Origin of the sequence: Halorubrum sp. T3 (genome assembly GCF_000296615.1) — an archaeon.
GTDB lineage: Archaea > Halobacteriota > Halobacteria > Halobacteriales > Haloferacaceae > Halorubrum > Halorubrum ruber.
This window is the reverse complement of the sequence record NZ_JH815329.1, coordinates 1,091,671-1,108,834: the sequence shown is the minus strand read 5'-3', so window position 1 is coordinate 1,108,834 and position 17,164 is coordinate 1,091,671. Positions and strand designations below refer to the sequence as shown.

The following is a 17,164-nucleotide window of genomic DNA, read 5'->3' as shown; positions in this document are numbered from 1 at the left end:
TCCGCGAGAGCGACTCGCACACGGACGAGACGGCGTCTGACGCCGAGATCCACTTTCACCGCGCCGCCGGTGCGTTTTTAGGTGCCTCGGAGGTAGGAACGGGTACCGAATGACGTCCTTCCAGTCGACGATCGGCGACGAGGAGGGGATCGCGGAGGAGCTGGCCGAGGGCCAGCGCGAGATCTCCATCGCCGAGTTCTTCGAGAAGAACAAACACATGCTCGGGTTCGACTCGGGCGCCCGCGGGCTCGTCACCGCCGTCAAGGAGGCGGTCGACAACGCCCTCGACGCGACCGAGGAGGCCGGGTACCTCCCCGACATCTACATCGAGATCGAGGAGGTGGGCGACTACTACCGGCTCGTCATCGAGGACAACGGGCCCGGTATCACGAAGGAACAGCTTCCGAAGGTGTTCGGGAAGCTCCTGTACGGGAGCCGCTTCCACGCCCGCGAGCAGTCCCGCGGCCAGCAGGGGATCGGGATTTCAGCGGCTGTACTGTACTCCCAGCTGACCTCCGGGCAGCCGGCGAAGATCACCTCTCGCCCGAAGGGACAGTCGCGGGCGCAGTACTTCGAGCTGATCATCGACACGGACACGAACGAGCCGGAGATCCAGGCCGACGAGGAGACGACGTGGGACCGGCCCCACGGCACCCGGATCGAGCTGGAGATGGAGGCGAACATGCGCGCCCGCCAGCAGCTCCACGACTACGTGAAACACACCGCGGTCGTCAACCCCCACGCGCGGCTGGAGCTGCGCGAGCCGGGGCTCGACGAGCCGCTGAAGTTCGAGCGCGCGACCGACGAGCTGCCGGCGGAGACGGAGGAGATCCGCCCGCACCCGCACGGCGTCGAGCTCGGCGCGCTGATCAAGATGCTGGAGGCGACGGAGTCGTACTCCGTCTCCGGTTTCTTACAGGAGGAGTTCACGCGGGTCGGCAAGAAGACCGCCGACTCGGTCATCGACAACTTCCGGGACGTGTACTACGGCCGCGAGCTCGCGTGGTCGCCGCCGCGCGCCCACGACGACCGGGACGTCGAGAGCGCGGTCGCGGACGCGGTCGCGAACAAGGGCGCTGAGGCGACGTCGACCTTCGCGGACGGCGTCGCCGAGGCGGTGGGGAACCACGACCGAGTCACTCGGTCCCAGCTCTCGGAGATCGTCGACAACGTCGCGGAGACCGTCGAGGGCGACACCGGGAAGACGTTCGGCGGCACCGTCCGCGAGAACGCGGTCGACGCCGCGTGGCGGGCGGTCACAGGGATCGGCGGGGAAGACGAGGCCGCCGATTCTGGCGAAGGCGGTGAGGGAGCCGACGACGCCGAAGAGTCGCCGCTCGTCCCCGACGCCTACGCCCTCGTCGACGAGGCGACGTCGACGCGGAAGGACGACGAGGCGGTTCAGGCGGTGGCCGAGGCGCTCGCGCGGCGGTTCGAGAACCTCGACGGCGACGCGTTCCGGATCACGCGCGACGACCTCGAACGGCTCGTCGCGGACGCGGCCTCGTTCGTCGCCGAGCAGCGCGACGCGACGTTCGGCGAGACCGCCCGCGAGAACGTCGTCGAGGCGTTCTGGTCGCGGGCGGTGACGGTGCCGGACGACCCGCCGAAGGTGAAGGCGATCGCGGGGAGCCGCGACGCCGCCGCCGACCTGCTCGACGCGATGCGGACGACGGACATCCTCGCGCCGCCGACCGACTGCCTCGCGCCGATCACGGCGGAGCTTGTCGAGGCCGGGCTCCGGAAGGAGTACGACGCCGACTTCTACGCGGCCGCGACCCGCGACGCCGACGTCCACGGCGGCGACCCGTTCATCGTCGAGGCCGGCATCGCCTACGGCGGCGAGATTCCGGCGGACGGCTCGGTGGAGCTGCTGCGGTTCGCGAACCGCGTCCCGCTCGTCTACCAGCGCGGCGCCTGCGCGACGACGGACGTGATCAAGGGGATCGGCTGGCGCAACTACGGGCTCGACCAGCCCGGCGGCTCGGGGATGCCGAACGGGCCGGCGGTGATATCGATCCACGTCGCGTCCACTAACGTCCCGTTCACGAGCGAGTCGAAGGACGCGCTTGCGAACGTCCCCGAGATCGAAGACGAGATCGAGCTCGCGGTGCGGGAGGCCGCCCGCGAGCTGAAGTCGTTCCTCAACAAGCGGCGCTCGATGCAGCAGCGCCGGGAGAAGCAGGACGTGCTCGGCCGCATCCTCCCCGAGATGGCGGACAAGGTCTCGGAGGTCACGGGCCGGTCGCGGCCCGACATCGACGGCGCCTTGGCGCGGATCATGAACAACGTCAGCGTCGAGCGCGAGGTGAGCGACGGCTCCGTGACGCTCGTCGTCGAGAACCACTCGGACGTGAACGAGGAGCTGGACATCACGGACATCGTCTCGACGGAGCCGACGGACCTCTCCGACGGGACGGTGGTGGACATGGACGGCGAGTGGTTCGTCCAGTGGAAGCCCGAGGTGCCCTCGGGCGACGAGCGGGAACTGACGTACGCGGTCGACGGCGACCCCGAGTTCGAGGTCAGCGTCGGCGGCGTGGAGACCGAGAAACTCACGGTGAACGATTAAATGACGACCGAAAGCGACGCACGAGACGAGCTGATAGACTTAGCGGCGGACTTCTACGACCAGTTCGCGGCCGGGAAGATCCCGGAGATGACGCTGCCGACGCGGACGAAGAGCAACATCGAGTACGACGAGGAGAGCGGGGTGTGGACCTACGGCGACCGCACCTCGACGCGCAGCGCCAACTCGGTGCGGGGCGCGCGCAAGCTGCTGAAGGCCGCCTACACGATCGAGTTCCTCGCAGACCAGCTCGACGACGACCGCTCCTCCACGCTGCGTGAGCTGTACTACCTCTCGGAGTCGTGGGACAACGACGAGGCGCAGTTCAAGAGCCAAGACGAGTCGAACGACCTCGTCGAGGACCTCGAGATCGTCACGGGCGTCACCCGCGAGGACTTCCACATGCGCCCGGAGGAGTCGGGCGCGAAGGTGATGGGGCCGCTGGAGATCCGCGAGCAGACCAACCGCGGCGACCGTGAGATCCACTGCCAGCTTGACGTCGGCCAGGGGGGCTACCAGATCCCCAACAACCCGGACACGATCGAGTTCCTCGACAACGACGCCGAGTTCGTCCTCTGCGTCGAGACCGGCGGGATGCGCGACCGGCTCGTCGAGAACGGCTTCGACGAAGCGCACGACGCCCTCGTCGTCCACCTCGGCGGCCAGCCCGCTCGCGCCACGCGGCGGCTGACGAAGCGCTTCCGCGACGAGCTCGACCTCCCCGTGGTGGTGTTCACCGACGGCGACCCGTGGTCCTACCGCATCTACGGCTCCGTGGCGTACGGCTCGATCAAGTCCGCGCACCTCTCAAAGTACCTCGCGACGCCGGAGGCGCGGTTCATCGGCATCCAGCCGGAGGACATCGTCGAGTACGACCTTCCCTCCGACCCGCTCTCGGACTCGGACGTTAACGCCCTGGAATCGGAGTTAGAGGACCCGCGCTTCCAGACCGACTACTGGGAAGAGCAGATCGAGCTCCAGCTCGACATCGGCAAGAAGTCCGAGCAGCAGTCGCTCGCGAGCCGCGGGCTCGACTTCGTCACCGACACCTACCTCCCCGAGCGGCTGAACGAGATGGGCGTGCTCTAAGGGGCGGGCGAGACGCGGCTACTTGTCAGCGTAGACGATCTCGTCGACCTCGCGACGCTCGCCGTCGGCGTCGTCGTTCGCGTATTTATAAACGACGCCGTCTTCCTCGTCGGTCGTCGCGTTGTGTGACCCGTCACAGAGCGGCTTCGTGTCCGACAGGCCGCACTGACAGACGTAGATGAGGCCGTCGTCGCCCTTGTCGTCGTCGTCGAGCACAGCGGGGCCTCGCTCCTCGTGCGTGACTTCGCGCGTCATGGGCGCGGTTCGACCCCCACCCGAATACGGTTTGTGACCGCCGCAACCCCCTTGCCCGTGGGGGACGTATCAACGGTATGAGCGAGACCGACGAGCGCGACCCGAGCGAGCTGACCGACGAGGAGTGGCGCGAGCGGCTCTCCGAGGAGGAGTATCGCGTGCTCCGCGAGAGCGGCACGGAGGCGAAGTTCTCGGGCGAGTACGTCGACCACCACCCCGATGACGGCGAGTACCGCTGTCGGGCCTGCGGCACCGTCCTCTTCGAGGCCGAGACGAAGTACGAATCCGGCTGCGGCTGGCCCGCCTTCTACGCCGCCGAGGAGGAGTCCGTGACCACGACGGTGGACACCAGCCACGGGATGCGCCGCACCGAGGTCCGGTGTGCGAACTGCGACTCCCACCTCGGCCACGTGTTCGACGACGGCCCCGAGCCGACGGGCAAGCGCTTCTGTATCAACTCGGTCGCGATGGAGTACGACGAATAAGGGAGTTCGGGGTTCCGTTGGAGATCTGTTTATATAGTCCAACCGCCTGAAACGGTACTTTGGCGTAGATTCATGGTCGGCTATTTATAAGCAAAATCGACTACTACTATCGACTATTTATTATCGAAGGGTGACGCGGAGAACCTTTCTACGAACCCAGCCGCTCGCTTATAAATAGCCGTCAGTCGATCGGCGGTGACCGCTGCCAAAGTCCTAGTCGCTCGCTAATAAATGGCTGACAGCGGATCGGTAGCGAGTACCGCCAAAGCCCCAGTCGCTCGGCCATACGTCGATGCTTACGCTTGGACCACTCCCAAAGCCCCTGCCGCTCGCCTATAAATGACTAATCACAGATCGGGGTCGAAAATCTCCAAAGCCCCAGTCGCGAGGCGGGCGCACGCTCGCTGCGCTCCTCACTCGGTCACTCACTTCGTTCGCTCCCTCGTTGCGGTGCTTACGTCGCCTGCGCCCGCCTCGTGACTGCCCCTTTGAGTCCCACCCCGCACGGCACCTCACACCTCCCCAGCCTCGTCGGCCGGCCTTCGCTTCGCTCCGGCCGGCCGACTCCCTCGCGCGTGCTGCTCGGCCGCGTGGCGGCCTCGCAGGCACGCGCCACCGCATGGTTCTTTATAAGTAATCGATGTCGCGTCTGCTGAGTGTCACCCTTCACAGAGCGGCAGTTGGACGACGAACACGGCTCCCTTCGGCTCGTTGTCCTCGACCCACACGTCGCCGCCGTAGATCTCGACGAGCGACCGGACGAGGTAAAGCCCGATCCCCGCGCCCGGGCTGTCGAGGCCCTTCTCACCCTTGCCGAATATATCGTCCCGCTGCTCTTCCGGTATCCCGGGGCCGTTGTCGGCGATCCGCACCTCCGCGACCCCCTCGGCCTCCTCGACGGTCGCCGACACCGTCACCGTCGGCGGGGTCTCGTCGTTGTGCTGGACCGCGTTTCGCAGGAGGTTCCGGAACACCGAGCTCAGCATCTCGTCGCCGACGACCTCCGCCTCGGGGTACGACCCCTCGACGGTGAAGACCGCCTCCGAGTAGCCGGAGCGGACCTCCTCCACCTGCTGTGAGAGGACCCTGTCGAGCGAGACGCGGCTCGGCTCGGCGTCCTCCCGGAGCATCACCTCCGCGAGGTCTCGGACCGTCGTGGTGAGCGACACCGCGCTCTGGGTGTTGCGCTTGATCACGTCCAGGTACTTCTCCCCCTCCTCGTCGACGTGGTCGTCGAGCAGCTCTGCGTACGCGCCGACGAGCTGGAGGTCGTTGCGGATGTCGTGGCGCATCACCTGGTTCAACAGCCGGAGGTCGTCGCGCTGGCGCTTGAGCCGCTCCTCCGGGTCCACCTCGGCCTCGCTCATGGCCCGTCTAACGTCTGCCTGCGACATTTACGTGCCGGTTCCGAGTCCGGGGATTCACGACCGCACGGGGCGCCGCCTCACATCCCCTCGTCGAGCAGCTCGCGGGCCACGATGTTCTTCTGGATCTCCGTGGTCCCCTCGTAGATCTGGGTGATCTTCGCGTCGCGGTAGAGCCGCTCGACGTCGTGGTCGTTGACGAAGCCGGCGCCGCCGTGGACCTGAACCGCCTCGTCGGCGACCTCGACCGCGGTCCGCGAGGCGAACTCCTTGGCCATCGACGCGAGCGCGGTCAGGTCGCCCGACTCGTTGTCGACCGCCCACGCCGAGCGGTAGGTGAGCCAGCGGGCGGCCTCCGTGTTCGTGTGCATCTCCGCGAGCTTGTGTTTGATCGCCTGGAAGTCGCTGATCGGGCGGTCGAACTGCTCGCGCTCCTCGGCGTACTCCAGCGCGCGCTCGGCGGCGCCGCGGGCGATGCCGACGCCCTGCGCCGCGACCGCGGTGCGGGTCTCGTCGAAGAACTGCATGAGCTGGAGGAACCCCATCCCGCGCTGCCCGATGAGGTTCTCCTCGGGCACCCGCACGTCGTCGAAGCGTAGCTCGGCGGTGTCGCTCGCGCGGATGCCGAGTTTCCCGGTGATCTTGTCGCGGGTGAGCCCGTCGCGGTCGGCCTCGACGAGGATCTGCGAGTAGCCGGAGTAGCGGTCGTCGATCTCCGGGTCCGTCTCGCAGACGACGACGAAGTAGTCGGCGACGGTGCCGTTCGTGATCCACATCTTCGAGCCGTTGATCACCCACTCGTCGCCGTCCTTCTCGGCGCGCGTCGCGACCGAGGTCACGTCCGACCCCGCCTGCGGCTCCGAGATGGCCGAGCCCATCACCGCGTCGCCGGCGGTCACCTCGGGGAGGACGCGCTCCTTCTGTTCCTCGGTGCCGAACTCCATCAGCGCCTCCGCCCCGAAGCCGGCGCTGGAGATACAGAGCCCGATCCCGGGGTCGGCCGCGAACAGCTCCTCGGTGAGGATCGCGTTCTCCAGCGAGGAGTAGCCGATCCCCCCGTACTCGACCGGGACGTGCGGCGCGAGCAGCCCCATGTCGGCGGCCTTGTCCATCACCTCGTGGGGGTACTCCTCGTCGACGTCGTACTCCGTCGCGACCGGCCGGATCTCCTCGTCCGCGAACTTCCGGACCTCCTCGCGCAGCTGCTTCTGTTCGTCCGTTAGCTGGAACTCCATACGCGGACGATCAGGAACGAGCGTGATAATCGTTGGCGAACGCTCGACAATTCGCGAGGAGTTGTTCGTTTACGAGTCGTCTGCCGGGTACTCCCGTTCCTCGCGCACCTCGTAGTGGCGCGCGCGGTCGTCGTACCGCTTCAGGACCTCGCGGGCGGCGTCCGGGACGTGCGCCTCCCGGTACTCTTCGCCCGCGAACTCCCTCACCGACTCGATCGAGTCAAACCGCAGTATCGTGACGAACTCGACCTCCTCGTCGTCGCCGTCGGCGTCGGACTCCCGGCGGAGCAGTCGGGCGCCGCGATACCCCTCGTTGTCCGCGTTGGCGAACGAGGGGAGGATCTCCTCGCGGAGGAGTCGCTCGTACTCGTCCGCGTCTGCCGGCATCGTCCACCCGTGCCAGATCCTGTCGATCATCGGTCTTCGACGGACTCGGTCATCGACCCTCGACGAACGACGCGATCCGGTCGGTCGCCTCCTTCAGCTCGCGCATCGAGGTCGCGTACGAGACGCGGAGGTGCCCCTCGCCGCCCTCGCCGAAGACGGACCCCGGGACGACTGCGACCCCCTCCGCCTCCAGCAGCTCCTCGGCGAACGCCTCGTCGTCGCCGCCGCACTCCGGGAACGCGTAGAACGCGCCGCCCGGCTCGAACGTGTCGAGGCCCATCTCGTTGAACCGGGAGACGACCAACCGCCGCCGGCGGTTATACTCGTCGACCATCTCCGTCACCTCGTCGTCGCAGCGGTCTAAGGCCTCGATGGCGGCGTACTGCGGCGTCGTCGGCGCCGACAGCATCGTGTACTGGTGGATCCGGTTCATCGCGTCGATGGCGTCGGCCGGGCCCAGCGCGTAGCCCAGCCGGAGCCCCGTCATCGCGTACGCCTTCGAGAAGCCGTTGACGACGACGGTGCGCTCGCGCATCCCCGGCTGCGTCGCGATCGAGGCGTGGTCGGCGCCGTAGGTGAGCGCGGCGTAGATCTCGTCGGCGACCACCCGGAGGTCCTCGTCCCGGCAGAACGCCGCGACCTCGGCCAGCTCTTCGTCGGTCATCGTCGCGCCTGTCGGGTTGTTCGGGTAACAGAGCACGAGGAGGTCGGCCTCGGCGGCGCCGGCCGCCTCCAGCGACTCCCGCGTGAGCGCGAAGTCGTCCTCGGCGCGCGTGGGGACCGTCAGCTGCTCGCCGCCCGCCAGCTCGATCCCCGGCCCGTAGGAGATGTACGTCGGCTCGTGGACCGCGACGGTGTCGCCGGGGTCGACCAAGGCCCGGAAGGCGAGGTCGACCGCCTCGCTCGCGCCGGTGGTGACCAGTATCTCCGACTCCGGGTCGTACGACTGGTCGTAGCGCTCGTGGTGGTCGGCGATCCGTTCGCGGAGCGCGGCCATCCCGCGGTTCGACGTGTAGGAAGTCTTTCCGCGTTCGAGCGAGTCGATCGCGGCGGTCCGCGCGGCCCACGGCGCCGAGAAGTCCGGTTCACCGACCCCGAGCGAGATGACGTCGTCGCGCGCCTCCGCGAGCTCGAAGAACTTCCGGATCCCGGACTCGGGGAGGGTGCGCGCGCGGTCCGACAGTCTCATGGCGACACGGAGAGGCGGTCGTCGTCGTCGCCGTCCTCGAACCGGATCCCGCCGTCCTTGTACGTCTCCATGATGTAGTGGGTCACCGTCTGGGTGACCTCCGGCATGGGCGCGACCTGCTCGGAGATGAACTCGGAGACGTCCTGCATGTTCTCGCCGAGCACCTCGACGGCGAAGTCGTAGTCGCCGGAGACGAGGTGTAAGGCGTCGACCGCGGGGAACTTCGCGATCCGGTCCGCGACCTGCTCGTAGCCGGTCTCGCGGTCGAGCTCGACGTTGATCTCGACGACCGCGCGGATCTTCCCCTCGTCGACGCGGTCCCAGTCGACGACGGCCTGGTAGCCGTGAACCACGCTTTTCGCCTCCAGCGCGTCGATCGCGTCCGCTACCGCCGCCGCGTCGAGGCCCGTCTGGGCCGCGATGTCATCGATGTCCTCGCGGGCGTTCCGCGCCAACACGTCGAGTACCTCGCGCTCGGCGTCCATGCCCCTAAATCACGCGGGGGCGGTTTATGAGTAGCGACGGACGCAACACGGGCGAGCCGGGTCGACCGCGAGGGGACCGCCCGGAGCCCACGCCGCTCTTCCGGCATCCCCACGGCTTTCCGCGTGGCGCGAGATCAGTCTCCCATGGCTTCGAACACCACCAGCGGGAGCGAGACGTTCGACATCGGCGGCGACCTGACCGTCAACCGCCTCGGCTTCGGCGCGATGCGGATCACCGGCGAGGAGATCATCGGTCGCCCCGAGGACGAGGCGGACGCGGAGGACGTGCTCCGGCGCGCCGTCGACCTCGGCGTCGACTTCGTCGACACCGCGGACTCCTACGGGCCGGGCGTTTCGGAGCGGCTGATCGGCGAGGCGCTCGGCGACCCCGACGACGTGGTCGTCGCCTCGAAGGCGGGGCTGCTCCGCAACCGCGAGGGCGACTGGCTCCCCCACGGCGACCCCGACTTCCTGAAGAATCAGGTGCTGTGTAGCCTCGACCGACTCGGGACCGACACGATCGACCTCTACCAGTACCACCGCCCAGACCCGGACACCGACTTCGAGGACTCCGTCCACGCGTTCGCGGAGATGAAAGACGCCGGGCAGGTCGCCCACGTCGGCCTCTCGAACGTCACCGTTGAGCAGCTGGAGACGGCGACCGACATCGTCGACATCGCGACGGTCCAGAACCGCTACAACGTCGGCCACCGCGACGACGAGGACGTGCTGGCCGCCTGCGAGGAGAAAGGTGTGGGGTTCATCCCGTGGGGTCCGATGTACGCGGTCGACGACGAGGACGCCGGCGAGGTGCTCGACGAGGTCGCCGAGCGACGAGACGCGACGCCCCAGCAGGTCTCGCTCGCGTGGCTGCTCGACCACTCCGACGTGACGCTCCCGATCCCGGGCACGTCGAGCGTCGACCACCTCGAATCCAACCTCGCGGCCGCGGACCTGTCGCTCACCGACGAGGACCGCGCCGCGCTGAACGCCGTCGACCCGCAGTAAGCGTCGAGCGGCTCACCCCGTCGAGCGCTCACTCGACCGTCTCCACGTCGGCCATCTCGGCGACCTTCAGCGCGGTCGCGACGTTGAACGCGAGCCCCAGCGGCGCGGCGACGACCGCCGCGAGCAGGGCGCCGGCAGGCCCCGCATGTGTCAGGAGGCCCAGCGGGACGGAACAGACCGCCGTGACGACGGCGACGAATAGGAAGAACCCGAGCGGCCGGTGGCGAGCGGTGAGCTCGCGGGCCCGACGAACCGCCGACTCGATCCCGCGGTCCTCCAAGGCGAGGACGTACACCGTCGGGAAGTACAGGTAAGCGAGCACGAGCGCCGCGAGGATCGCGGCGACGAACAGCGGCGGAACGACGAGCAGCGGCAGGAAGAGGGCGGCCACCGCGACCACGACGATCGCCTCGAGGAGTATCATCCGGACGCCGAATCGCCGGACGCCCGCGACGAAGTCAAACTGTCCGGTCGTGATCCCCTCGGCGATTGCGCCGAAGTAGCCCGCACTCAGCGCGCCCGAGACGACGACGTAGGCGCCGAGCAGCGGGACGAAGAGCACGACCGACTCCACGGTGCCGAACGGGAGGGCGACCGAGAGCCCGTCCCCGGTCGGCGACTCCACGAAGCTCCAGAGGTCGTACCGGTAGACCGGGAACGACGCCCGGACCGAGATCCCATCCGTCCGCGACGCCGCCAGCAGGTCGCTCGCGTTCAAAAGCGTCGTGACGAGCGGCACGAGCGCGAGCGGGAGCAGCCGCGAGAGGTGTGCGAACGTGCGTACGACGATCGGTTCCGGAGCGGACTGCGTGCCGTCTGAGGGACCGTTGGAGGGCCGGGCCATGTCGGCGGTTCGCGCTCGACCCTCAAAAGCGTCGGCCGTCCGCGATACCCGCACGCTGTGCCGGATTTGCCCCGCGGCGGCGACGTTACTCGTCGAACGGATTCGTCAGCTCGACCGTCTCCTCGCGGTCAGGACCGACGCCGACGGCGTACACCGGGGTGTCGATCTCGTCGGCGACGAACTCCAGGTACTCGCGGGCCGCCTCCGGGAGCGCGTCGTAGCCGGCCTCGGCGACCGCCGCGGAATCGAACGCTTCCCACGTGTCGAGCGTCTCGTAGATCGGCTCACAGCGCTCCCACCGGTCGGTGGTGGTGGGGACGGTGTCGAGCGTCTCTCCATCGAGCTCGTAGGCCGTACACACCTTCAGCTCGTCGAGCCCGGCGAGCACGTCGACGTGGTTGACCGCGACGCCGGTGAAGCCGGAGACGCGCGCCGAGTGCCGGAGCATCGGGAGGTCGAGCCAGCCGATCCGGCGCGGGCGACCGGTGACGGTCCCGAACTCACCGCCCTTCTCGCGGATCTCGTCGGCGAGCGCCTCCTCGTCGGCGTCGCCGTCGAGTTCGGTCGGGAGCGGCCCCTCGCCGACGCGCGAGAGGTACGCCTTCACGATGCCGACGACCTCGCCGTCGCCGACCTTCGTGACGCCGAGCCCCGATCCGACGGCCGCGCCGCCGGCGGTCGGATTCGACGAGGTGACGAACGGGTAGTTCCCGTGGTCGACGTCGATGTGGGTCCCCTGCGCGCCCTCGAAGACGATCGCGTCGCCGGCCTCGTGGCGGCGGTGGAGGTAGTCGGAGCAGTTGACGGTCATCCCCTCGTCGGCGAGGCGCTCGCCGATCGCGGCGAACTCCTCGTGAAGCGCGTCGACATCGAACGCCTCGGCGCGGTCGTCGACATCGTCGATGTCGAGCCCGTACACGTCCTCGACGAGCGCGCGCTTCTGCGGGACCGCGTATTCGAGCTTCTCGCGGAGCGCGTCGGGGTCGAGCAGGTCCGCGACCCGGATCCCGCGGCGGCCGGCCTTGTCCTCGTAGGTCGGGCCGATCCCGCGCCCCGTGGTGCCGACCTCGTCGCCGGCGTCGTCGTCGGCCTTGACTTCCTCTTCGATCCCGTCGAGCACGCGGTGGTACGGCATGATGACGTGCGCCCGGCGGGCGACGCGCACGTCGGGGTCGAGCCCGCGCTCGCGCAGGTCGTCTATCTCGGTGAACAGCGTGCGCGGGTTGACGACGCAGCCGTTGCCCAAGATCCCGACGGTCCCCCGGACCGCGCCGCTGGGAACCAAGGAGAGCTTGTACTCCGCGCCGCCTTCGACGACGGTGTGGCCGGCGTTGTCGCCGCCCTGATAACGGACTACGACGTCCGCGTCCCCTCCCCACCGGTCGACGAGGGCGCCCTTGCCCTCGTCGCCGAGCTGGGAGCCGACGATGGTGAGTGTCATACGACCTGCCGATTCCCGTCGGGGGGTAAAACCGATTACGGTCTGCGACCGCGAGACAGGCACAGATGTGGATCAAAAAATACGCCGGGCACAGTGAATACGCTCGTTCGTGTATTCTCTCGGCGTCTCTCCGGGAGGCCGTACCGTCGCGCGCTCTTCCGTGCGTACGCTCACCGTCTGCCGTGCCGCGATCGAACACGTTAACTACTCCCACGTCAAAGCCTGCGATCTGACGAGGCCTCCCCGGCCGCCGACAGCAACTTTTAAACGGGGGCATGACGAGTTAACATGTGCCATGATAGATCGATTAGAGAAGGAGGTAGACATGCTGGAACGTCACCTCCAAGTCCTGCGGATGGTCATCGAGAACGAGCCGATCGGCATCGTGAAGATGTCGAACGAGACGGGCTACCCGCACCATAAGGTCCGCTACTCGCTTCGCGTCCTCGAAGAGGAGAACCTCATCGAGCCGTCCAGCCAGGGCGCGATCACCACCGAGCGCACCCACGAGTTCGTCGACGAACTCGACGAGAAGCTCGACGAGACCGTCGAGAAGCTCGGCTCCATGCGGATCGACGACGCCGCGGAGCTCGAGAACTGACCGCGCTTTCGATTTCGCCCGCCGACGCATCTGCCGCGTTTCTGCTCTCCCGGTAGCCGCCTCCGATAGGGTCCCGTGACGGCTACAGGTCGGGGACCGTCATGTGGAACCCGCCGTCTCTGGCCTCGACGAGGCACAGGTGGTACCCCTGCTTGCGCGAGAGCTTCACGAAGCTCGCCCGCTTCGATCGGCTGAACAGGCCGCCGCCGACCGCGTCGCTCGCGGTCTCTAAGGCGCCCGGCTCGAAGAAGCTCTCCGTCACCGCGAACGCCCCGGCGAACGTCTCGTTCGATCCGGCGATGTCGCGCCCGTTCTCGACGAGCGACTCCAAGGTCCCCTCCGGCGTCGGGTCCCTGCTGTCGTTCAGGTCGGCGACGAACAGCGGGTGGCCCATCCGGTCGCGCAACACGAGGTCGAACGACCGCTGCTCGCGGACCTCCTCGCCGCCCTCGCGGAGCTCGATCGACACCGTCCCGCCGATCTCGGCGCGATCGATCTCCGGGAGCGCGTCGTAGAGGTCACGCAGCGTCCCCTCGTTGCCGGTGCCGCGGACCTCGAACGGGAGATCCTCGACGAGCCAGCGGGTGAAGCCGTACTCGATGGTGTCCTCTAAGAACTCCGCGAACGGCCGGCCGTCCACCGCGAGGCCCTCCGTCTCGAAGCTCGTGTGGTGTTCGACCCGGAGGTTCTCGCGGAGCGCCTCGCGGTCGACGCTCCCCTCGTGGGCGTCCGCCAGCGTCGCGCCCTCCTTCGAGTCGTACCTGATGAACAGGTTCGTCCCGTTGCGTGCCTCCGCGGGCGTGAGCGTCCGCTCCGCGTCCGGAAGCCGCTCCTTGGCGTTCGAGAGCTCGCTGCGGAGCCGGTCGCGCTCCTCTTTGAGCTCGTCGACCTCGGACTCGAGCCGGTCGACCTCGTCGGCCAGCTCGTCGCGCTCCGACTCGACCTCCTCGCGTTCGGCCGCCAGGCGGTCGCGTTCGTCCGCGAGCGACTGCCGCTCGGTCTCCGTCTCCTCCAAGGCCGCCTCGAGCTTCCGCAGCCGTTCGGGGTCGGCGTCGCCCTGCCCGCCGCGCCCGTCGCGCCCCTCGCGTTTCGACACCGCCGACGGCCCCGACGCCGTCTCGGTGGAGCGCGGCGACGGCGACCCGCCGTTCGCGTTCGACCCACTTCGCTCCGCGCGGCCGCGGTCCTCGCCCGAGCGGGAGCGCTGCGAAGCGGCTGCGCGGCGCTCGTCGGGACGCTGCGGTTCCCCGCCCGCCTCGGAGGGGTCGAGCGCCGGGATCGACTTCTGTTCCCGCCACTCGGCCTCCTCCGAGAAGACGTTCTCGGAGTCCGGCGCGTCGGCGGCGTCCGGGTCGGGCGAGTCCCTGGCGTCGGATTCCGAAGCGGTCGCTCCCTCGGGATCTGACGGTGATCGGCGCGCGCGGTCGGCACCGGGCGAGCCGTCTGCGTCTCGCTCGGCCGTCTCGGCGTCGCCGATCCGGACCTCGTCGGGCGCCGACCCGCCGGACCCGCCGGCCTCGCCGCTCGAAACAGCCTTGTCGCGGTCGTCCGCGGCCGCCTCCGCGTCGACGCCCGCCGACTCGTCGCTTCGGCTCGCGGCGGTCGAGTCGCCGTCTCGGGCGGCGCTCGCGGCGGGACCGACCGCGCTCGCGGGGCCGTCGTCTCCTGCCGTCTCCGGCTCGGCGTCGCTCTCGGTGTCCGACGGCTCGTCGGTCGGCTCTTCGTCCGCGTCGCTCGCGCCGTCGGAACCGGCGGTCTCGGTCGGGTCGGTCGCGGCGCTCGCGTCGTCCGCATCTTTCGCGTCGTCGCCGTCCGGGAGCGGGCGGACGTCGAGGTCGACCTCGTACACCGTGTAGATGCCGACCTCGTCGGCGGCGAGGTCGAACGCGTCGTCGCCCGTTTCTAGCCGCCTCGCATTGCCGACGTACGCGGCCGCCATCGACTCGCCGCCCGTGTAGGCGACGTAGTAGTCGCCGGAGAGGACGTTCTCCGACAGCTCGATGTAGCCGGTGAACCCCCCCTGTGAGAGCTTCTGGTCCGCCTCTCGCAGGGGCGTGTCCTTGGTGTAGTACTTCGCCCGCGGCTCGCCGCCCAGCTCCTGCATCGCGAAGAGCACGGGGAGCGCCTCGTCCGGGGCCCGGTAGACGGTCCCGGCGGCGTCGGCGAAGGCGTCGAGCGTCGCGTCGACGACGCCGATAACGCGCCCGTCGACGAGGAAGATCCACCCGGTCCCGTCGGTCGCCGCGCCGGAGAACCCGTCGTCGACGATCCGGCGGAGCCCCGCGAACCCGTCGGAGAACGAGCGGTCGTCCCACTCGGTGATCGCTTCCCGTCGCTGTGCGTCCATCCTTGCGTTTACGTCGCCAACACCGACCCAAATACCTTCCGGAGCGTGAGACGGCCGTCTGACGCCGCGACGCCCCTCGTTCAGCCCCCTCCGACGGCGTCGATCGCCTCTCGACCGAGGTCGACGACATCCTCCGGGAGGTCGCTCGCCGCCAGTTCCTCCGAGGTGTACCAGCGCCAGCGCGCCGGGTCGACCTCGTCGTCGCCGTTCGGGGCGATCTCCCGGGAGTCGACGCGGGCGTAGTAGAGGTGGTCGACGTGCTGGTGGCCCACTGACCCGTCCTCGTGGACGTTGATGTCGTGGAGCATGAGGTGCGCCGGCTCCGGGAGCCCGCGGGTGTTCGGGCCCGTGATCTGTGACTCCGTCGCGACGAGATCCGGGGTCAACCCCGTCTCCTCGCGAACCTCGCGGCGCGCGGCCTCGTGCGGGAGCTCGTCGCGGTCGACGTGGCCGCCTGGGGGGAGCTTGATTCCGAGGCGCTCGTGGTCGTGAAGCGCGGTCGCCCCGTCGTTGACGATGTACGTCGTCGCCGTGAAGTGGCGAGTCGTCTCCATACCTCCGGGTGGCGACGCGCCGCCTTCGCGGTTTCGGCTCGGGCGGACGCCGCGACGCGGTGACGCGGAGCGGTCGCTGTCAGGGTACTACCGTATCGGCGACGACGTCGACTACTGCGCGGGCGAATGCGGCGACTGAAAACGGAGGGAACTCGAACGGTACGACGACCGGGCGCGGAGCGACCCGTCAGTTCAGCGCGACCGAGTCCTCGGCCTCGAGGAGTTCGTGGTACCGGTTCCGGATGGTGACCTCGCTGATGTTCGCGACCTCGCTGACCTCGCTCTGGGTCACCTTCTCGTTGACGAGCAGCGAGGCGGCGTAGACGGCGGCGGCGGCGAGCCCGACCGGCGACTTGCCGGAGTGGATCCCCTGCTCTTTCGCCGTGTCGAGCAGGCTGCGGGCGCGGCGCTCGGCCTCGTCGGAGAGGCCGAGGTCGGAGGCGAACCGGGGCACGTAGCTCTCGGGGTCGGCGGGCTGGATCTCCAGCTTGAGCTCGCGGACGACGTAGCGGTACGTCCTCGCGATCTCGTCCTTCTCGACCCGGGAGACGCCCGCGATCTCGTCGAGGCTGCGCGGCGTGCCCGCCTGCCGCGCGGCGGCGTACAGCGAGGCCGTGGAGACGCCCTCGATGGAGCGGCCGGGGAGGAGGTCCTCGTCGAGTGCGCGGCGGTAGATGACCGAGGCCGTCTCGCGGACGTTGTCCGGGAGGCCGAGCGCGGAGGCCATCCGGTCGATCTCGCCGAGCGCCTGCTTGAGGTTGCGCTCCTTGGAGTCGCGGGTGCGGAACCGCTCGTTCCACGTCCGCAGCCGCTGCATCTTCTCCCGCTGGCGGCTGGACAGCGACTTGCCGTAGGCGTCTTTGTCCTGCCAGCCGATGTTCGTCGAGAGCCCCTTGTCGTGCATCATGTTCGTCGTCGGGGCCCCGACCCGGGACTTGTTGTCCTTCTCCTTGGAGTCGAACGCGCGCCACTCCGGCCCGCGGTCGATCTCGTCCTCCTCGACGACGAGCCCGCAGTCGACGCAGACGGTCTCGCCGTGCTCCGTGTCCGTCGCGAGCTGGCCGCCGCACTCGGGGCACCGCAGCTCCTCGTCTTCGGTCTCCGACTCGCTCTCGTTCTCGTCGTCGACGGTCTCTGTCGTGTACGTTCGAAGGTTCTCGCTCATTGGTGTTGTGCGTGGAGGGAACAGCGGAACCGAGAGACGGATCTCGGTGTTTTCCTCACCTTCGGGTAAGTGAGCCAAATACTTAAATGTTTGCGTGGTTGGCGCCCGAGAGACACGGCCGAAAACACCGTGTACAACCCTGTACA

General features: G+C 68.6%; 16 protein-coding genes. 5 read left to right on the top strand and 11 right to left on the bottom strand.

The features are described 5' to 3' along the window. The first annotated feature begins 109 nt into the window (after positions 1-109). Positions 110-2,572 carry a DNA topoisomerase VI subunit B gene (locus tag B378_RS0107690; RefSeq protein ID WP_017343228.1) on the top strand — a complete coding sequence of 821 codons (2,463 nt, stop codon included), beginning with the start codon at positions 110-112 and terminating at the stop codon, positions 2,570-2,572. Continuing rightward, positions 2,573-3,658: a DNA topoisomerase IV subunit A gene (locus tag B378_RS17060; protein WP_017343227.1), complete on the top strand. Its 1,086-nt coding sequence runs from the start codon at positions 2,573-2,575 to the stop codon at positions 3,656-3,658. Between the two features lie 18 nt (positions 3,659-3,676). Here B378_RS17060 and B378_RS0107680 read toward each other — a convergent pair whose 3' ends face one another. After that, a complete protein-coding gene (locus B378_RS0107680) occupies positions 3,677-3,913 on the bottom strand; it encodes a CDGSH iron-sulfur domain-containing protein (RefSeq protein WP_017343226.1) in 237 nt (78 codons plus the stop codon). A 77-nt stretch (positions 3,914-3,990) separates the two neighbouring features. On the opposite strand from B378_RS0107680, the gene msrB reads away from it, so the two are divergent. After that, positions 3,991-4,398, top strand: a complete 408-nt coding sequence (gene msrB / locus B378_RS0107675; RefSeq protein WP_004595829.1) for a peptide-methionine (R)-S-oxide reductase MsrB — start codon at positions 3,991-3,993, stop codon at positions 4,396-4,398. A 659-nt stretch (positions 4,399-5,057) separates the two neighbouring features. On the opposite strand, the gene B378_RS0107670 is transcribed toward msrB, so the two are convergent. The 5 genes from B378_RS0107670 to B378_RS0107650 form a co-directional block, all read right to left on the bottom strand. Then, positions 5,058-5,765: a sensor histidine kinase KdpD gene (locus tag B378_RS0107670; RefSeq protein ID WP_017343225.1), complete on the bottom strand. Its 708-nt coding sequence runs from the start codon at positions 5,763-5,765 to the stop codon at positions 5,058-5,060. A gap of 77 nt (positions 5,766-5,842) precedes the next feature. Beyond that, complete coding sequence (locus B378_RS0107665) at positions 5,843-6,997, bottom strand: acyl-CoA dehydrogenase family protein (protein ID WP_017343224.1); 1,155 nt, start codon at positions 6,995-6,997, stop codon at positions 5,843-5,845. A 69-nt stretch (positions 6,998-7,066) separates the two neighbouring features. Beyond that, entirely contained in the window at positions 7,067-7,414 is a 348-nt protein-coding gene (locus B378_RS0107660; RefSeq protein ID WP_017343223.1) for a hypothetical protein, read from the bottom strand. Positions 7,415-7,433: 19 nt separating this feature from the next. Next, positions 7,434-8,573: a pyridoxal phosphate-dependent aminotransferase gene (locus B378_RS0107655; protein ID WP_017343222.1), complete on the bottom strand. Its 1,140-nt coding sequence runs from the start codon at positions 8,571-8,573 to the stop codon at positions 7,434-7,436. Beyond that, a complete protein-coding gene (locus B378_RS0107650; RefSeq protein WP_004595834.1) occupies positions 8,570-9,058 on the bottom strand; it encodes an Lrp/AsnC family transcriptional regulator in 489 nt (162 codons plus the stop codon). The genes B378_RS0107655 and B378_RS0107650 overlap by 4 nt, the downstream gene beginning before the upstream one ends. Before the next feature lie 144 nt (positions 9,059-9,202). On the opposite strand from B378_RS0107650, the gene B378_RS0107645 reads away from it, so the two are divergent. Next, entirely contained in the window at positions 9,203-10,066 is an 864-nt protein-coding gene (locus tag B378_RS0107645; protein WP_017343221.1) for an aldo/keto reductase, read from the top strand. Positions 10,067-10,094: 28 nt separating this feature from the next. On the opposite strand, the gene B378_RS0107640 is transcribed toward B378_RS0107645, so the two are convergent. Both B378_RS0107640 and B378_RS0107635 read right to left on the bottom strand, forming a co-directional pair. After that, on the bottom strand, positions 10,095-10,910 hold the full coding sequence (locus B378_RS0107640) for a hypothetical protein (RefSeq protein WP_017343220.1): 816 nt from the start codon (positions 10,908-10,910) through the stop codon (positions 10,095-10,097). An 85-nt stretch (positions 10,911-10,995) separates the two neighbouring features. After that, complete coding sequence (locus B378_RS0107635; protein ID WP_017343219.1) at positions 10,996-12,351, bottom strand: adenylosuccinate synthase; 1,356 nt, start codon at positions 12,349-12,351, stop codon at positions 10,996-10,998. A 295-nt stretch (positions 12,352-12,646) separates the two neighbouring features. Between B378_RS0107635 and B378_RS0107630 the strand changes: the two genes are divergently transcribed. Next, on the top strand, positions 12,647-12,952 hold the full coding sequence (locus tag B378_RS0107630; protein ID WP_004595838.1) for a hypothetical protein: 306 nt from the start codon (positions 12,647-12,649) through the stop codon (positions 12,950-12,952). Positions 12,953-13,034: 82 nt separating this feature from the next. Here B378_RS0107630 and B378_RS0107625 read toward each other — a convergent pair whose 3' ends face one another. The 3 genes from B378_RS0107625 to B378_RS0107615 all read right to left on the bottom strand — a co-directional run bounded on the left by B378_RS0107625 (position 13,035) and on the right by B378_RS0107615 (position 17,018). Next, positions 13,035-15,299 carry a hypothetical protein gene (locus tag B378_RS0107625; protein ID WP_017343218.1) on the bottom strand — a complete coding sequence of 755 codons (2,265 nt, stop codon included), beginning with the start codon at positions 15,297-15,299 and terminating at the stop codon, positions 13,035-13,037. Between the two features lie 80 nt (positions 15,300-15,379). Beyond that, entirely contained in the window at positions 15,380-15,853 is a 474-nt protein-coding gene (locus tag B378_RS0107620) for an NUDIX hydrolase (protein WP_017343217.1), read from the bottom strand. A 187-nt stretch (positions 15,854-16,040) separates the two neighbouring features. Next, positions 16,041-17,018 carry a transcription initiation factor IIB family protein gene (locus tag B378_RS0107615; protein ID WP_017343216.1) on the bottom strand — a complete coding sequence of 326 codons (978 nt, stop codon included), beginning with the start codon at positions 17,016-17,018 and terminating at the stop codon, positions 16,041-16,043. Between the last annotated feature and the right edge of the window lie 146 nt (positions 17,019-17,164).